General features: G+C 45.9%; 15 protein-coding genes, 1 tRNA gene, 1 rRNA gene and 1 riboswitch. Of the genes, 6 read left to right on the forward strand and 11 right to left on the reverse strand.

Going from position 1 to position 18,541, the window contains the following annotated elements; all coding sequences use genetic code 11:
- Positions 1-29 precede the first annotated feature (29 nt).
- The 6 genes from betI (at position 30) to choV (ending at position 6,928) form a co-directional block, all read left to right on the forward strand.
- Positions 30-626 carry a transcriptional regulator BetI gene (gene betI / locus OCV37_RS15000; protein WP_038185332.1) on the forward strand — a complete coding sequence of 199 codons (597 nt, stop codon included), beginning with the start codon at positions 30-32 and terminating at the stop codon, positions 624-626.
- 17 nt (positions 627-643) lie between these two features.
- Positions 644-2,101, forward strand: a complete 1,458-nt coding sequence (betB, locus tag OCV37_RS15005; RefSeq protein ID WP_038185330.1) for a betaine-aldehyde dehydrogenase — start codon at positions 644-646, stop codon at positions 2,099-2,101.
- A gap of 10 nt (positions 2,102-2,111) precedes the next feature.
- Positions 2,112-3,815, forward strand: a complete 1,704-nt coding sequence (gene betA / locus OCV37_RS15010; RefSeq protein ID WP_038185327.1) for a choline dehydrogenase — start codon at positions 2,112-2,114, stop codon at positions 3,813-3,815.
- 25 nt (positions 3,816-3,840) lie between these two features.
- Entirely contained in the window at positions 3,841-4,797 is a 957-nt protein-coding gene (locus OCV37_RS15015) for a choline ABC transporter substrate-binding protein (protein ID WP_038185325.1), read from the forward strand.
- A 66-nt stretch (positions 4,798-4,863) separates the two neighbouring features.
- Entirely contained in the window at positions 4,864-5,712 is an 849-nt protein-coding gene (gene choW, locus OCV37_RS15020) for a choline ABC transporter permease subunit (protein ID WP_038185323.1), read from the forward strand.
- Position 5,713: 1 nt separating this feature from the next.
- Positions 5,714-6,928 (forward strand): choline ABC transporter ATP-binding protein, encoded by a 1,215-nt coding sequence (gene choV / locus OCV37_RS15025; RefSeq protein ID WP_038185321.1) that lies wholly within the window; start codon positions 5,714-5,716, stop codon positions 6,926-6,928.
- 354 nt (positions 6,929-7,282) lie between these two features.
- Here choV and thiH read toward each other — a convergent pair whose 3' ends face one another.
- The 11 genes from thiH to rrf form a co-directional block, all read right to left on the reverse strand.
- Positions 7,283-8,395, reverse strand: a complete 1,113-nt coding sequence (gene thiH / locus OCV37_RS15030; RefSeq protein ID WP_038185310.1) for a 2-iminoacetate synthase ThiH — start codon at positions 8,393-8,395, stop codon at positions 7,283-7,285.
- 1 nt (position 8,396) lies between these two features.
- Positions 8,397-9,197, reverse strand: a complete 801-nt coding sequence (locus OCV37_RS15035) for a thiazole synthase (RefSeq protein WP_051680846.1) — start codon at positions 9,195-9,197, stop codon at positions 8,397-8,399.
- Positions 9,198-9,201: 4 nt separating this feature from the next.
- Complete coding sequence (gene thiS / locus OCV37_RS15040; protein WP_038185304.1) at positions 9,202-9,408, reverse strand: sulfur carrier protein ThiS; 207 nt, start codon at positions 9,406-9,408, stop codon at positions 9,202-9,204.
- 1 nt (position 9,409) lies between these two features.
- The gene (locus OCV37_RS15045) at positions 9,410-10,339 is read right to left on the reverse strand and encodes a HesA/MoeB/ThiF family protein (protein WP_038185301.1); all 930 of its coding nucleotides are present in this window, start codon (positions 10,337-10,339) and stop codon (positions 9,410-9,412) included.
- The gene (thiE, locus tag OCV37_RS15050) at positions 10,323-11,840 is read right to left on the reverse strand and encodes a thiamine phosphate synthase (RefSeq protein ID WP_261888107.1); all 1,518 of its coding nucleotides are present in this window, start codon (positions 11,838-11,840) and stop codon (positions 10,323-10,325) included. Before thiE ends, OCV37_RS15045 begins: the two co-directional genes overlap by 17 nt.
- A gap of 34 nt (positions 11,841-11,874) precedes the next feature.
- Positions 11,875-13,836, reverse strand: a complete 1,962-nt coding sequence (gene thiC, locus OCV37_RS15055; protein WP_038185298.1) for a phosphomethylpyrimidine synthase ThiC — start codon at positions 13,834-13,836, stop codon at positions 11,875-11,877.
- Positions 13,837-13,986: 150 nt separating this feature from the next.
- Positions 13,987-14,085: riboswitch (TPP riboswitch) on the reverse strand.
- Positions 14,086-14,129: 44 nt separating this feature from the next.
- Complete coding sequence (gene crcB / locus OCV37_RS15060) at positions 14,130-14,513, reverse strand: fluoride efflux transporter CrcB (protein ID WP_038185297.1); 384 nt, start codon at positions 14,511-14,513, stop codon at positions 14,130-14,132.
- A gap of 446 nt (positions 14,514-14,959) precedes the next feature.
- Positions 14,960-15,901: a glycoside hydrolase family 43 protein gene (locus tag OCV37_RS15065; RefSeq protein WP_038185294.1), complete on the reverse strand. Its 942-nt coding sequence runs from the start codon at positions 15,899-15,901 to the stop codon at positions 14,960-14,962.
- Positions 15,902-15,912: 11 nt separating this feature from the next.
- On the reverse strand, positions 15,913-17,328 hold the full coding sequence (locus tag OCV37_RS15070) for an MFS transporter (RefSeq protein ID WP_051680841.1): 1,416 nt from the start codon (positions 17,326-17,328) through the stop codon (positions 15,913-15,915).
- A 782-nt stretch (positions 17,329-18,110) separates the two neighbouring features.
- A tRNA-Asp gene (locus tag OCV37_RS15075) sits at positions 18,111-18,187 on the reverse strand.
- 163 nt (positions 18,188-18,350) lie between these two features.
- Positions 18,351-18,466, reverse strand: a 5S ribosomal RNA gene (rrf, locus tag OCV37_RS15080).
- Positions 18,467-18,541: the final 75 nt, after the last annotated feature.

The raw sequence follows: 18,541 nt of genomic DNA on the forward strand, positions 1-18,541 counted from the left end.
CGTTCAATCAAAAAAAACATGGAGTCGCTATGCCTAAGGTCGGCATGCCAGATATCCGTAAACCGCAACTCGTTCAGGCAACAATGAATGTGATCGAGCGCGTCGGGTTACACGGGGCAAGTATCTCGCTTATCAGCAAAGAAGCAGGCGTTTCCGCTGGAATCATCAATCATTATTTCGGTGGTAAACAAGGATTACTCGAAGAAACGATGCGCGCGATTTTACGTGAGCATTCTCGGGTGATTACTGCTGCATTAAAGCAGCTGCCGCGCGATGCGCATTATGAACGGATTAATGCCATTATTGATGGCAACTTCAACGGATTCCAGACAGAAAGTGAAGTCGTTAAAACTTGGCTGGCTTTCTGGTCCTATTCGATGCACGACCCCCAGTTATACAGACTTCAGCGTGTGAATGAGAAACGCCTGATTTCACACCTTAAAATCGAATTAAAAACATTAGTCCCTCATCCTCAATCGTTATCTGTCGCCCACGGGATCGCCGCGCTCATTGATGGCATCTGGCTACGAGGCGCATTGAATCCAAGAGGGATTGATGCCGCACTCGCCAGAACCATTATTAACGATTATCTGGATAAACAAATCATATATTACAACAACTTGTAACTAGGTTAGGCCTCAAAATGAAATCACTTTATATACATGGAAAGCGATGCAGCGCCACTTCCGGAAAAACATTCACTTCATTGAATCCGGCAACCGGAGAAGTGCTTGCTGAAATCGAACAAGCCTCAACACAAGATATTCAGGATGCCGTAGAGTCTGCCAAACAAGGTTTTGCACGCTGGTCAGCTATGAGCGCCGTAGAACGCAGTCGAATTCTGCTCAAAGCCGTTGAACTTCTCCGCGAAAAGAATGATGAACTAGCCAAGCTGGAAGTGCTTGATACCGGCAAACCCCTACAAGAAGCGCTTGAAGTCGATATCGTCACCGGTGCAGATGTGATCGAATACTACGCAGGGTTGGCACCAACCTTGGTCGGTACACAACAGCCCCTGACAGACAATCAGTTTTTCTATACTCGCCAGGAGCCGCTGGGAATCTGTGCCGGTATCGGTGCCTGGAACTATCCGATTCAGATTGCCATGTGGAAATCCGCACCGGCACTTGCAGCGGGTAATGCGATGATTTTCAAACCTTCAGAGGAAACACCATTAACCGCCCTTGAACTTGCAGAGATTTATACCAAAGCGGGTGTTCCCGACGGTGTATTCAATATTGTTCAGGGAGATGGTCAGGTCGGAGAACAACTCACATCTCACCCTGACATCGCTAAGGTCTCTTTCACCGGTGAAGTCGAAACCGGCAAAAAAGTAATGGCAAACAGCGCCCGGACCCTGAAGTCCGTCACGATGGAACTTGGTGGAAAATCACCACTGCTGATCTTTGATGATGCACCCATCGACCAAGCGGTATCAGCGGCAATGGTCGCCAATTTCTACACGCAGGGTGAAGTCTGTACCAATGGTACACGCGTCTTTGTTCATGAGTCGATCTACGATGATTTTTTAACACAGCTGAAAACCCGTACAGAGCAATTGATCATCGGCAATCCAATGGATATGGCAACTCAGGTCGGCGCATTGATTTCCAAAAAACATTGTCATCAGGTGATGGCCGCTATTGATGAAGCCCGTAACCATGGCGCGAAGCTCCTGACCGGTGGTTTCCAAGTCACAGAGAACGGTTTAGATAAAGGTAACTTTGTTGCCCCAACCGTCTTCTATGACTGTGATGAAAGCATGGCACTGGTTCAGCATGAAATCTTCGGCCCGGTTATGGCGGTGATGAAATTCTCAGATGAGGACGATGTAATTCAACGAGCGAATGATACCTCTTATGGGCTCGCAGCCGGGGTATTCACTCGGGATATTTCACGCGCTCACCGCATTATTCATCAGCTTCAGGCTGGTATCTGCTGGATCAACACCTGGGGCAACTCACCGGCGGAAATGCCTGTCGGTGGATACAAAAACTCTGGAATTGGTCGCGAGAATGGCCTTGAGACACTGACTCACTACACACAAACCAAAAGTGTCTTTATCGAGTTAGGAAACTTTGAAAGCCCTTACCCGTACTAGGAGCCAACAGATGAAACAGCAGTTTGATTATATCGTTGTCGGAGCCGGATCTGCCGGATGCATACTGGCAGATCGATTAACAGAATCAGGAGAGCATAATGTCCTGCTTCTCGAAGCGGGAGGCAGCGACAAAAGTATCTTCATTCAAATGCCAACAGCACTCTCCTATCCGATGAATACGCCCAAATATGCGTGGCAGTTTGAAACCGTTCCGGAAAAAGGATTGGATGGCCGCCAGCTTCATTGTCCTCGCGGTAAAGTCCTCGGTGGCAGCTCGTCGATTAACGGGATGGTTTACGTACGTGGCCATGCCTGTGACTTCGATGAATGGGAATCTCACGGGGCAACCGGCTGGAATTACGCCAATTGCCTGCCCTACTTCAGACGTGCCGAATCTTGGTCAGGCGGTGAAGATCGGTACCGTGGCCAAGACGGTCCGGTTGCAACGTGTAACGGCAACGAAATGAAGCTCAACCCGCTCTATACTGCATTTATTCAGGCCGGTGTCGAAGCAGGTTACCCAGAAACCATTGACTATAACGGCTACCAGCAGGAAGGCTTCGGCCCGATGCATATGACCGTTGATCACGGTGTCCGGGCCTCAACCGCCAATGCTTATCTGAAGCGCGCATTAAAGCGCTCAAATCTGACCTTGTTAAAGCATGTTGTCGCAAGAAAGATCTTGCTTGACGGTAAAAAAGCAATCGGCGTTGAATTTGAGCATCAAGGCTCCGTCAAATCTGCTTATGCAAATGCAGAAGTGATTTCATCTGCCGGATCGGTCGGTTCGGTACAACTTCTCCAATGTTCAGGAATCGGTCCAAGAGCCGTCCTAGAGGCCGCTGGTGTTGAAGTCAATCATGAACTGGCCGGAGTGGGTGAAAACCTTCAGGATCACCTTGAAGTCTATTTTCAGTATCAATGTAAACAACCTATCACGCTCAATAGTAAATTAGGGCTGATCAGTAAAGGGTTGATTGGGACGCAATGGATTCTTACGCATACAGGACTCGGAGCAACCAACCATTTTGAATCCTGTGCCTTTATTCGTTCCAGAGCCGGACTGAAATGGCCGAATATCCAGTATCACTTTCTTCCTGCGGCGATGCGTTATGACGGTCAGGCTGCTTTTTCCGGGCACGGCTTTCAGGTGCATGTAGGCCCGAACAAGCCAGAGAGTCGCGGTACTATCCGGATTACTTCAGCGGATCCACATGTAAAACCAGAAATTACATTTAATTATCTGTCGACAGAACAAGACCGACAGGACTGGCGTGACTGTATCCGCCTGACCCGGGAGATTATGTCTCAGCCAGCATTAGCTGCGTATCGTGGTGATGAAATCCAGCCCGGTATTGATGTTGAAAGTGATGATGCAATTGATCAATGGGTCAGAGCAAATGTTGAAAGCGCTTATCACCCATCCTGTTCCTGCAAAATGGGCAGTATTGATGATCCCATGGCGGTCGTCGATACACAGTGCAAAGTCATCGGTATTGATCAGTTACGTATCGTTGATTCTTCCATTTTCCCGACAATTACCAACGGTAACTTAAATGCTCCCACCATGATGGTGGCAGAACGAGCTGCCGATTTCATTTTAGGCAAAACCCCGCTTCCCGGCTCTGACGCACCAGTATGGATTGCGAAAGACTGGCAAACAGAACAACGGACGACTCAGCCTCAACTCGCTTCTGTATCCGTACAGAAATGAAATGATGAACAAAAAGGAAATAACTATGAATTTCAGAAAATGGCCTCTTATAACGAAAATTGCAGCACTTAGCTTCGGCCTATCTTGTGCTTCGCAAAGCTATGCTGCAGAGACTTGTGATACTGTCCATTTTTCCGATGTGGGATGGACAGATATCACCTCAACAACAGCAGTCACGACTGAGGTATTGCATGGTCTGGGCTATCAGACCAAAACTGACCTGCTCTCTGTTCCTGTCACGTATTCTTCGATGGCCAGTGGCAACATTGATGTCTTTCTCGGTAACTGGATGCCAACCATGGAAGGCGACATCAAGAAATACCTGTCGAATGGCAGTGTCGAGCAGCTTCGAGTCAACTTAAGTGGTGCCAAATATACCCTTGCCGTTCCTCAATATGTCTATGACGCAGGCGTACACAGCTTTGCTGATATTGCAAAATATGCGGATAAATTCAGAGACCGCATTTATGGTATTGAACCCGGTAATGATGGTAACCGACTCATTCAACAGATGATCGATACCAATGCATTTCAGTTGAAAGACTTTGATCTGGTTGAATCCAGTGAAGCCGGCATGATCTCACAAGTGTCGCGGGCGATTCGTCGTCATCAATGGATTGTCTTTCTCGGCTGGGCTCCACATCCAATGAATGCGAACTTCAAAATGGCTTATCTCTCCGGTGGCGACGACTATTTCGGGCCGAACTATGGGGGAGCGACCATCTATACCAACGTTCGTAAGGGATATACATCAGAATGTCCGAATGTCGGTAAGTTCCTGAAAAATCTACAGTTCACTCTGCCAATGGAAAACCGGGTCATGGACGATATCCTCAACCAGAACATGAAGCCTCAACAAGCGGCAAAATCTTGGTTGAAATCAAATTTAGATGTTTTAGATCAATGGCTTGAAGGTGTAACCACGGTGGATGGCAAACCCGGTAAAGCGGCGGTCGTTCAATATTTAAATTCTAATTCATAACCTATCCATTCATACAATACTCAATGACCGGTGCAGTTGAATCTGCACCGGTGAAGGTAAAATATTGTGAATAATTATATTACAGATTATAAAATTCCACTCGGTCAATGGATCGAGTCATTCGTAGACTGGCTCACAATTCATGCGTCCGGTTTTTTTGATGCGATTTCGTATTCTCTTGAAACTGTGATTATGTTTCTGGTCGATTTTTTCCAATCCATGCCACCGTTTCTTCCTATTTTACTCACGGCTGCATTAGCTTGGTGGCTTCATCGCCGGATATCTTTGGTGATTTTTATTGTCGCCTCTCTCTTGCTCATTCTGAACCTCGGATACTGGAAAGAAATGCTGGAAACCTTCGTGCTGGTCTTTTCCGCAACCGGAATTTCAGTCTTAATCGGTGTTCCAATCGGCATTATGGCGGCCCATCGCCCTTGGTTATATACCGTCATTCGCCCTATTTTAGATCTGATGCAAACGGTTCCGACATTTGTTTACTTAATCCCGACCCTCGTTTTATTCGGACTTGGTGTGGTTCCCGGCTTAATCTCGACAATCATTTTTGCCATTGCTTCACCGATTCGTCTGACCTATCTGGGAATCGTCCGGGTTCCGGAAGAACTGGTTGAAGCCGGCAGAGCATTTGGTGCCAGCAATATGAAGCTGCTGTTTAAAGTCGAATTACCGGCAGCAATGGCCAGCATTATGGCCGGTGTGACGCAGTGCATCATGTTATCCCTTTCGATGGTTGTCATTGCCGCATTGGTTGGTGCCGACGGTCTGGGTAAACCTGTTGTCCGCGCCTTGAATACCGTGAATATCTCGCAAGGATTTGAAGCTGGCCTAGCCATTGTATTGGTTGCCATCATCCTTGATCGACTGTGCAAAACACCGAATCAGACCAAGGAGCAATAAGATGAATCATTTTTTTAAACATCATAAAGCAACCGATGCGATTACGATTGAAAACTTGGATGTCGTTTTTGGCCGACAACCTAAAAAGGCAACCACCCTCCTCGATCAAGGTAAAACGCGTCAGGAAATAATTGATGAAACCGGATTAGTCGTCGGCGTGAATAACGTCAGCCTCAAGGTAAAAGAAGGTGAAATCTGTGTATTAATGGGTTTATCCGGCTCAGGTAAATCGAGTTTACTCCGCGCTGTTAACGGACTCAATCAAGTCACCCGAGGCTCTCTGAAAGTCAAGCACGGTGAAGATTTCGTTGATGTCGCCAACTGTAACAGTGAAACATTACGTAACCTGCGGACTCAGCGTGTGTCGATGGTATTCCAAAAATTTGCTCTGATGCCATGGCTATCCGTACTCGATAACGTCGCCTTTGGTCTCGAAATGCAAGGGATTTCCAAAAAAGAGCGCCGTAAACATGCGCGTGAACAATTGGAAATGGTCGGCCTGGCAGAATGGGAACACAAGTTTCCCCATGAGCTCTCTGGTGGGATGCAGCAACGTGTTGGTCTTGCTCGTGCTTTTGCTATGGATAGTGATATTTTATTAATGGACGAGCCTTTCTCTGCGCTTGATCCACTGATTCGAACTCAGCTTCAGGATGAATTACTGACCTTACAGAAAAAATTAAATAAAACGATTCTGTTTGTCAGCCATGATTTAGATGAGGCATTAAAAATTGGTAATCGTATTGCGATTATGGAATCCGGGGAACTGATTCAACACAGCCGTCCGGAAGAGATCGTACTGCAACCTAAAACCGATTATGTCCGTGAATTTGTTGCCCATACGAATCCATTGAATGTCCTGAAGGGACGCTCTCTGATGAAGCCAATTAAAGAACTAACGCAACAGTCAGGACGCTGGCAGATCTGCCAACAAAGTGATTTATGGCTGGAGAATAAAAACGGAAGACTAGTCGCTCAAGGTCCAGAATCGATTAAGACGGTCAAATGGGATAAGAGCCTTGATATTAGCTCATTGAATAAGCACACCATTATCCTGGCGTCACCGGATATAGAGATGCGTGATGCGATTGAAATTCGCTACCATACCGGTCATCCGATTATTTTAGTCGAGAATAATAAGCTGGTTGGCATTCTCAACGATGATAACTTCTATCATGCCCTACTGGGTAAATACAATGAGTCAAAAGCAGCATAAGCCTGATATGTTTTAATGCTGCCGAACTAAAACCAAACTGACTAAAAAGTTGTCGAACTGAAAACGAAAAGAAGAAAAGAAGGTTTCACTTAAACAATGATTGAGCCTTCTCTTCTTCTTTTTATCTTTTTCTCTTCCTATTTCTTTCTATACCTTTTCGTACAAGTCGTACACGTACAATTTTCATTCCTTTTTCAGCTTTTCAGCACGCCTACGACAAACGAGCTTCAAAACTCAGCCCAACTATAAAAATTCAACCCAACTAATTGGGTGTATGATTGAACAACGAAAAATAGAATAACGGAAAGTGATCGCCGACATAAGAAATAAGCCATAGATGTTTCACGTGAAACATTATCCAGAAAAAATAGCATGCCAGTCATGCCATATCGGTTCTAATCCTCTATGTATCACCGCTTGCACGACTTCTTCCACCGATCGGTCATCACTCACACTAAACTGCTCTAACGCTGAAGTATGATCGGCATATCCTCCCGGTTGTGTCTTCGAGCCGGCAGAGATAGCTGTAATACCGAGCGGCACCACATTATCTCTGAAGTTCGGCGATTCACGGGTCGAAAGTGATAATTCAACTTCAGGGTCAAATAGACGAAATGCACAAATCGTTTGTACCAGTTGTCGATCAGTCATGACCGAGACCGGCTCAACACCACCAGCACAGGGCCGTAAGCGAGGAAAAGAAATTGAATAGCGAGACTGCCAATATGTTTTTTCCAGATAGGCAAGATGCAGAGCAACGTGAAAAATATCCGTTCGCCAGTCATCCAGCCCAATCAACGCCCCCAACCCGATCTTATCGATACCGGCTTTACCCAGCCGATCCGGTGTTAATAAACGATATTCAAAATCGGTTTTGTTGCCACGTAAATGATGCTGTGCATAGGTTGAAGGGTGATAGGTCTCCTGATAAACCATGACACCATCTAGCCCCAATGCTTTTAACCGTACGTATGCAGACTCATCCAGTGGCTGAACTTCCATGGCAACATAATTAAAATGACGTTTAATCAACGGGACCACTTGCTCAAAATAGGATAGACCCACTTTCGTTTCATGCTCACCGGTCACCAATAAAATATTGTCATACTTCATTTGCTTAATTGCAGCAATTTCAGTCTCGATATCCTGATGGTTAAGGATTTTTCGTTTCAGCCGGTTCTCCATTGAAAAACCGCAATAGGTACACGAATTCGAACACAGATTGGAGAGATACAGTGGAATATAAAATCCCACTGTATTGCCAAACCGTTTCCGAGTCAGCGCCATCGATTGGCGGGCCATTTGCTCAAGGAAAGGTTCAGCTGCCGGAGAAATCAGCGCCTTAAAGTCCTCCAATGACCGCTTGGTTTTCCTCAATGCACGCACCACATCGGCTGATGTTTTGCTGTACAACGAAAGACGTACATCATCCCAATCGAATTGGTGGAAAACATCCAGAAAGCTCATCTCATATCTCCCCTAAAAATTGAGTCAACGGACTGGTTCCCACCGCATGAAAAGATTCAACGCCACCACCGGCTTCATAGGCCATCCGCCCCGATTCAACGGCAAACTTGAAAGCTTTGGCCATCATCAACGGATCGGCAGCACTGGCAATCGCGGTATTAATTAATACCGCATCAGCTCCGATTTCCATTGCCTGAGCAGCATGTGATGGCAGGCCAATGCCAGCGTCCACCACCACCGGCACATTGGCTTGTTCAATGATGATTTCCAGAAAAGATTTGGCAACTAACCCCTGATTTGAACCAATCGGTGCACCAAGTGGCATCACCGCAGCACAGCCAATTTCTTCAAGACGTTTACACAAAACAGGATCAGCATGGCAATAAGGCAGAACCGTAAACCCATCGTTCACCAGTTGTTCGGCGGCATGCAATGTCTCAATCGGGTCCGGCAGTAAATATTTAGGGTCCGGGTGAATCTCGAGTTTGATCCAATGAGTTTCCAGTGCTTCTCGGGTTAAGTGCGCAGCGAATATGGCCTCTTTTGCAGTCTTTGCCCCGGAAGTATTGGGCAAAAAGTGTATGTTTAATGCTTGTAATGGCAACAAAATATTGTCATTTGAATTTTGCAGATCGAGCCGTTTCAGTGCCATCGTCGTCATTTCTGAACCCGAAGCTTGAATGGCTTTCACCATCATCTCAGCACTGGCAAATTTACCAGTACCGGTAAAGAGACGGGATTCAAATATCCTGTCAGCAATTTTGAGGGGTGTCTTCTCTGTTGTAGATATTGCTGTTTTCATCAATTTAACCTCCGGCGATGACCTGAAAGAGCGAAATCTGATCACCGTCATTAAGCATCACCTGTGACCATCGGCTGTTAGCGATCACTTGCTCATTCAGTGCAAAAACACACCCTTGTTCAGGTAAATGAAGCTGGCTGATCACTTGTGCTAACGTAATACCAGCAGGAAATGTATAAATGGTTTCATTCAGTATGATCTGGATATTCATGTCATCCATCCTTCTGACGAGAACTGTTATCCTGTGCATCAACCGAGTGGCGGCAGACGGGACAGTGCAGATCTTTTTCATAGCGCAACGACGTCAGCTGCATCCTTCGACCATCAAAATGGAAAAATTCAGCCATATTGCCATTCGGGGTCACTTGGTCATTTGCCTGTAAAGGCCGCGAATTTGAAGATGGCATTCGGGCACACGGGTGGGTCGTTAAAGATGAGTTCGGGTCGATATTCCGGAGTAATTCTTGAATCACTTGCAGAGCCTGTAGCGATGCCATCGTTCCGACAACCGGTCCAAGCACCCCGGCATCTTGACACCGTCGAGCAGAAAGCTCTGCTGTTTCCCCTACTAAGCAGCGATAGCAAGGTGAATCACGCAAGAAACGATGCACGGATAATTGCCCGTTCCACCCGATCGCAGAGGCAGTAACAAGCACCGTTTTCTGCTGATAACAGATACGGTTGATTTGATGACGGGTCGGAAAGTTGTCACTACAATCAACCACAACATCCGCCAGCATGATCTCCAGTTGTAGCTGCGCATCCCTCTCTTTATTTTTATTATCTTTATCGCTTTTTTTAGCTTCACCGATGGTATTTTTATCGATAGTACGCACCCGGCAGTTATGATTGAGTGCTCGAAGTTGGTTGGCCAGCGCATGTACTTTTTGCGTTCCGATATCAGATTCCCGGTAAGCAATTTGCCGGTGCAGATTGCTGATCTCAACAGCATCATGATCCACCAAAACGATCGAGCCGATTCCGGCACCGACCAAGAACAATGAAACCGTCGTCCCCAATCCACCACAACCAACGATTAGCACATGCTTTTTACTCAATTCACATTGGCCAGTTTCTCCGATGTCTGGCAAAGCAATCTGCCGCTGATAGCGGAGAAATATATCATCATCGAGTAATGACATGGTCTTCCTCCCCGCACTGAAAAGATGTTTTTCTTGCGAAAAAGTTTTCTTTCCTTAACTGAAACAACTGCTGAAATGCATCAACAGCGCTTCCCATATTTGTCGCTTGCGTCACCGCACGGACGACCGCAACACTGGTAACGCCCTGCGCTAAAACACTTGCAGCGTTATCTAAATCGATCCCACCAATCGCAACGGTAGGAATTTCACGTTGTTGCGTCTGTGCGATAGCATCGATGAGTTGCTGATAAAGTCGCAACCGTGCAAGCCCCTGCGGTAAAGAAGGCATTTGCTTCGTTGGAGTCGGAAAGATATGTCCGAGCGCGATATAACTCGGCAGTATTTGTTGTGCCTTAAGAATCTCCCAATAGCCGTGGGTAGAAATCCCTAAACGAATGCCAGCATGACGGAGCGCTTGAATATCTGCTGTGTGCAAGTCTTCTTGCCCTAGGTGGACACCAAACGCCTGATGTTTGATCGCCAGTTGCCAATAATCATTGATGAACACTTGAGCTTGATATCTTTTACCCAGCAAGATTGCTTGTTTAATTTGCTGCTCAAGGTCTGGTTGCTGTGGATCTTTAATCCGCAACTGAACCGTTTTTACCCCAAGTCGGAGTAATTGTTCGATCCATGTGACATCATCGACCACCGGATACAGCGAAAAATCTACACGATGAATTGCTTTAAATGGAATCATCCCAGATTGAATATTGCATGGTGACTGATGTAGATCAGACATAGATACATCAGTGGACGAGACGGCAGGAAATGCATGTATATCTTGGGGCCATGTTTCACGTGAAACATTCATAGCAGCCCGGGCAATAACTAAAGCATCTGCCAGTGGAAAGTCAAAAATCAGCGAACCAATCAACCAAGCCAAATGTTGAACCATCAATGATTGTTGGGAGTCTTCAGCCCGGTCCGTCTCTAAATCTAAAATATCCGTCACTAACTCGCTGGAAGTCGCTAGATCAGTGGAAAATGTGGCAGAAGAAAGCGAATAAACGTTGCTCCCTACCCGCCATAATTCCGAATGTGGCGCATCTGACTGTGGTGAAAACGCGACAACAATATGAGCAGTCATTCCCGCTTTTACTTTTGTCTGTTGTTCACCTTGCTGAACCTGCAGATGATTAGCATCATATGTGAGCTCACAACCTTGGATTTGCTCACAATAGCGGACGTGATAGTGTTGCTGAATAAGATCGTGTTGCTGAATAACCTGTTGCCGGGCAGATATCATGATTTGCTGCGGCTCATCAGTCATCAGCAGTACACCATGATTACTCAGCTCACCGTGTGCGAAACGACTTCCCTTTAAACGATTTAAACGATCGGTTCTGAAACGACCTTGCTCCAAATGAATGCACAAGCCATGACGATATGGATCAGCATCAAACTGTAAATGATGATCTGGCTTGGCCAGCCCTGCGGCTTGTGCCAGCTTCAACACACGGTGAAGATTAACCTTCACCGATGTGAGTTGTTCGGCCAAACAAGAGACTCCTGAGATAGTTATCCCAATCATACTACTCCTCCTGATCAGCAGACTGAGCAAGGCGATAAAGTGCTGAACCCTGAGCTTTAAACTCCTGAGATTTCTGTTTCATACCGGCCAGTCGCTCGCGATCTGAGGGGTCGTCTAGCATCTGAATAGGGACATCTTGCTCTTGGGCCGGATGTTCATTTTGCTGAGCTTTGGCATAGTCGCGGACTTCCTGAGAGATCTTCATCGAACAGAACTTAGGACCACACATTGAACAAAAATGAGCGACCTTTCCCGATTCCTGAGGCAATGTCTGATCATGGAAAGCACGAGCAGTCACCGGATCTAGCGACAGATTAAACTGGTCTTCCCAGCGGAATTCGAACCGGGCTTTTGACAGAGCATTGTCTCGAATCTGTGCACCGGGATGCCCTTTCGCTAAATCCGCTGCATGAGCGGCAATTTTGTAGGTGATTAATCCGGTTTTTACATCGTCTTTATTAGGTAATCCGAGATGCTCTTTCGGGGTGACATAACAGAGCATAGCGCAACCGTACCAACCAATCATGGCGGCACCAATCCCCGACGTAATATGGTCATATCCCGGTGCAATATCAGTCGTCAGCGGGCCTAACGTATAGAATGGAGCTTCCGAACAGTGGCGCAACTGTTCTTCCATATTCTCTTTAACTAAGTGCATCGGTACATGTCCGGGGCCTTCAATCATCACCTGAACATCATAATCCCATGCAATTTTAGTCAGTTCTCCCAATGTTCTGAGTTCAGAGAACTGGGCTTCATCATTCGCATCCGCCACCGAACCGGGCCGAAGCCCATCACCTAACGAAAGCGAAACATCATACTGAGCGCAGATTTCACAAATATCCCGGAAATGGGTATAGAGAAAGTTTTCTTCATGATGGGCCAGACACCACTTGGCAATGATAGAACCACCGCGAGAGACAATTCCTGTCACTCGTTTCGCAGTCATCGGCACATAACGCAGCAAGACGCCGGCATGAATGGTGAAGTAATCAACGCCTTGTTCTGCTTGTTCAATCAATGTATCTCGCATCACTTCCCAAGTCAGATTCTCGGCAACACCGTTTACTTTTTCCAGTGCTTGATACATTGGAACCGTACCGATCGGAACCGGACTATTACGCAGAATCCATTCCCTTGTCTCATGAATATTACGTCCGGTTGACAGGTCCATCACCGTGTCAGCCCCCCAACGCGTAGACCAGACAAGTTTCTCGACTTCTTCTTCAATCGATGATGTGACCGAAGAATTACCAATATTGGCATTCACTTTGACCAGAAAATTACGCCCGATAATCATCGGTTCAGATTCAGGGTGATTGATATTGGCAGGAATAATCGCCCGCCCTTCTGCAACTTCACGTCGGACAAATTCAGCACTGATCGCCTCAGGTAAATGCGCACCGAAGCTCTCTCCCGGATGCTGTAAATTCAACTGTTCATCGCGATACTGCTGCCGCTGCATGTTCTCACGAATCGCAATAAACTCCATTTCAGGTGTTATGATTCCGCGACGGGCATAATGGAGCTGAGTCACACAATGGCCGGACAATGCCTTACGAATACGTGGTAGATGACCATAGCGCAACGTATCCAGCGTATGATCCGCCAGACGCTCACGCGCATAATGAGAGGTCATTTGATCAATGACTTGTGTATCAGACCGCGCTTCTATCCAATGCTGTCTTAACGGAGGCAACCCCTGATAAACATCAACGGTATATTCAGGATCGGTGTACACCCCAGATGTATCATAAACATGGATCGCTTCGTTGGGCTCATAGCGTGGGCCATCATTGGATTGTCCGACCAGACTATCGGCCAGTTGAATCGCTCGCATCGGTACCCGGATATCGGTCCGGGATCCCTGTACATAGACTTTGGTTGAATTGGGGTAAGGTGTTGACTGGATGTTTTCAATAAACTGTTTAGCTTCCAGTCTGGATTGTTTACGGCTCGACATGCATTTTTCTCCAGTAAATGGTTAAGAAAGAAATGCTTGACGGAAGGATGCAGAGACAAGAGGTGAAAATCGATTGTCGTATGATCAAGAAAACGACATACAGACAGATTTTCGGACAATAGAGAGGCTGTGATGAAATGAAATATAGCCTGAATATTCTCTCTTGTTCCCTTCGCAGGTATTAACCTGATCAGGTTCAACGGATCCCGAATGAACGGTCTCAGCCTTTTGGCACTCCGACAAGTAAAAACATTATAGAGAATGGCTTTTATTAAACAAAGTAAAAAAACGATTTAACTCTTCGTGAGCAGTTGAAACCCAACCCACGCCGCAGAAATACTCAAAACCACATTCAACAAAATATTCAGGCCAAATTTGAGAAATGCTCCCTGCTGCATTAGCAAGACATTATCCATTGAGAACGTAGAGAAGGTAGTCAAAGCACCTAAGAATCCCAATCCGATAATTTGACGCCATGGCTCAACGGAAATTAGCTGTTCCTGAATTGCGGCAATTAAAAGCCCCATCATCAAGGAGCCTAAAATATTCACTGTCAGCGTTCCATAAGGAAAACCTTTACCAAATAAAAAGGCACAAAGCTCTGAAATTAAATAACGAGAGCAAGCACCAAATGCGCCCCCAAAGGCTATAAAGCCAAGTATAGAGAACTGACTCATCATCATTTCCTCAAAAAAGACCGAGTGACACCCTTTTTACCATTAAAAATAAGAGCACTGGGCCTTAGATAAATTCACACCATAAAAAAGTTACAGGAGTCACTTTATTGCTTTAATCCTGTACTTAACCCGATTTTATATTCATCAATTATCATATAGTTGATACCTAAGTCAGGATCTCAACGCATACAAGTGCCGATATACAATGACTGTCTATACTACACAACTCATTATCTGTGATTTGAGGGAGATGAATAAAATGATGGTACTGTGTGAGATGAAGAAGATCAAAAATATAAATCCGCTCCGAACATCAGAGTGACATGTCACTGAGGAATCAACTCAGTTAATTTATATCGAAGTCGATTCCTCAATTCCAAGCAAGACAGACACCGGTCTTTCGTCGTATCGGTGTTGCTCTTGCGATTCAACACCGATCCAATTCATTATTCAGCCTGACCCAGAACCAGCTGATCACCATCCCAGACAACCGGCTTCATTCGGGTATGGCGGTTCGGGTCCCACAACGGGTCACCGTCAATCTCTGTATAATCACGGGCATGATAAACCAAAATATCATGCCCCTGCTCATCTTTGGTAAAACAGCTGTGTCCTGGCCCGAAAACATGCTTGTCCGCATTGGTGACAAACACTGGGTTTGGCGATTTGTGCCAACTGGCCGGGTCAAGTAAATCCGCATTTTCATCAGCTTGTAAAAGTCCCATACAATAGCGCTCATCGGTAGCACTGGCGGAATAGGTCAACCAGACTTTCCCATGACGAATCAAAATGTACGGACCTTCATTCACCATAAAGCCCTGAACCTCCCAGTCAAACTCAGGGATCGACAGACGACTGGCCGGTAACTTTAATGTTGTCGGTGACAGCATTTCAGCAATATATAAATTAGAATTGCCAGCAATGGTCGGTTCCTTTTGTGCCCAGACATAATACCGCGTCCCACGATGTGCAAACGTTGTCGCATCCAGACAAAATGAATCGATGCCAGAATCGATCGGTCCACAAAACGTCCACGGCTCCGTCAGCGGGTTCTCTCCATGACAACCAATGGCATACATCCGGTGCTGAAATAAGCCATCCTTAATTTCCCTGCTGGGTGCCGCAGCAAAGTAAATGTACCAACTGCCGTCAATCGCGTGGATCTCCGGTGCCCAGATTAACTCGGAGTAAGGACCATGATCAGGCTTATGCCAAACCGTCACGATTTCATGCGTTTCTGCCAGCCCGGCAAGTGTTTTTGCCCTTCTCAGCTCGATACGGTCATACTCAGGAACCGATGCTGTGAAATAATAGTATCCATCATGATGAAGGTAGACATGAGGATCGGCTCGCTGCTCAATCACTGGGTTTTTTATCTTCAATGCCATGATTGATTACCTCACTTTGCCGCAACTGATTTTACCGGAACAGATAAAGGTGCCTGCTCTGCTATACCACCGATACCATCACCCATTTCCGGTACCTCTTTCCCGTGATGAATCATGGCGTTGTAATAGTTGTCAGTCACTTTATATTTAAACATCAAAAGCCCCATAATCAGATGAAAAATACCGGGAATCAGCGTCAGCATTAATGCGATGCCGGTCAATGAAAAATCTGACTGCGCCTGATTCGGTACATAATCGAAGAAGGTCAGTAGCCATCCGACAATTGCTCCGGCAATTCCCATCCCAAACTTTTGACAGAATGAAATACCGCCAAACGATAAACCAGAGACTCGCTGACCCTGTTTAAATTCACCATAATCAACTACTTCAGCAATGGCTGACCAGAATATCGGTGCATGTAAATCAACAATGAAAGACAGCAGAAAATAGAGAATAAAAGCGAGGGCCATATCAGATGGTCCGACAGAGAAATAGAGCACAGCACTCAGTAGCATCACGGCGATTTGGCTATAACGAAATAATTTAATCTTGCAGTAGTATTTGGTTATCCAAGTTGATGCAACCATGGCCAGAATTGCAGCGACAACGCCTGTCGCAAGAAAAGCTGAGATCGTCGCAGCATCACCTCCGAGGTAATACTTGGCATAATAAGCAGCAACCGATCCTCGCACCGTATAGCCAACCGTCCCCGTGATACAAACCAAACATAAAATCACCCACTGATCATTGTGGATCAGTGATTTCAGTTGTTGGGTAAATGGCTTGTTCTCGATGACATAATCAATTCGTTCTGTCGTGGTGAAATAGCAGAATAAGAACAGTAATGTCCCCATGAAAGCCATCAGTCCCATCGCATACTGATAACCCAATTGAATATTGTCACTGCCCCACTTTTCAGACAGTAAAGGCACAATGATCGTCACCAGAAACGCGGCAATTTTGGCAAAGAATAACCGATATCCATTTGCCGATAGCTTTTCTTTCGGATCATCAGTCAGCACACTAATTAAGGAAATATATGGGATCGTGACAGCGGTAAACATCACGGTGACCAAAATATAGGTCGCATAGGCATAGGCTAATTTCCCGTTGTAAGCCAAATCTGGCGTACTAAAGGTCAAGAACACCGAAATACCAAAGGGAATCGATAAAAACAGCATATAAGGGCGATAGCGGCCCCAACGGGTATTTACTTTATCCGTTATCATACCCATGATTGGATCCGTCACAGCATCAATCAGACGAACCACAATGAATAACATCGCCAGATCGCTGGCTTTAATGCCGAAGATATCGGTATAGAAAAATGTGATAATCAGCATCATCGATGAAATCACCACATTGACCGCCATATCTCCTGAGCCAAATCCAACTTTCTCAAGTACAGAGAGTTTGAATCGATACATAGTCACTGACCTCGTTCAGATAGAAATAAAATTAGGTATCTTCGTCATTTCGACCCCAAATTATTATCTGAACCATTAATGCTATCAGCTGCATAATATGCAAATTCTATAACTCAGCGGATATGTCCATCGATATAGCTATTCTTACTAAAACGAATGTTTTTATATCATTATTGTTGGTTGAGAGCGTGGGTTTACCTGAAATAACAATCCAACCCCCTGACTGTTATTCCTCTGATTTCAATCGCATACAAACAACCCAACGCAAAAAAACCTTATTCGTATAACTAAGACTTCAGAGCAAGAGCAATCATTACTGAATACAATAAAAGAAACTCATTCCGCCGCCAGAAACGAAAAAACCCCAGCATTACTGCTGAGGTCTTAAACAAGTGGCCATTGCTAAACGGATAAACGGACGGGACTCGAACCCGCGATGGCCTCACGGCAGCGTGACAGACCGCCGCTTTTAAAAACAAAGCCAACCCACTGAACGACCGTGCCACCTGACCGGTCAATCACAATGATATATCTCATCGCCAGATACGAAAAAAACCCAGCATTACTGCTGAGGTCTTAAACAAGTGGCCATTGCTAAACGGATAAACGGACGGGACTCGAACCCACGATGGCCTCACGGCAGCGTGGCAGACCGCCGCTTTTAAAAAAACAAAACCACTCACTGAACGACCGTGCCACCTGACCGGCCAATCACAATAATGATATATCTCACCGCCAGATACAAAAAAACCCCAGCATTACTGCTGAGGTCTTAAAACAAGTGGCGGAGCGGACGGGACTCGAACCCGCGACCCCCGGCGTGACAGGCCGGTATTCTAACCAACTGAACTACCGCTCCACTGAGGTATTTCTCTCTAAATAAAGTCTTACCAATAACCGCTTTATTTAGAAGTTTGTCGCTGTGCGATGAGGATTTTGAAGCGAGACGCGCAGTGTGCAAACGCACATGAGCATCGCAGCTATCAAAAGCATCAAGCTTCAGTAGACAAACTGCAAATAAAGCCTGGCGATGTCCTACTCTCACATGGGGAGACCCCACACTACCATCGGCGCTGTTTCGTTTCACGACTGAGTTCGGCATGGAATCAGGTGGGTCCAAAACGCTATGGTCGCCAAGCAAATTCTTTAATTCGGAAAGCCGTCTTTCTGTTCTCTACACAATCAATCGTTCTTATTGAGCCACAAAACCCCT

The organism is Vibrio rhizosphaerae (assembly GCF_024347095.1).
GTDB classification, from domain to species: Bacteria; Pseudomonadota; Gammaproteobacteria; order Enterobacterales; family Vibrionaceae; genus Vibrio; species Vibrio rhizosphaerae.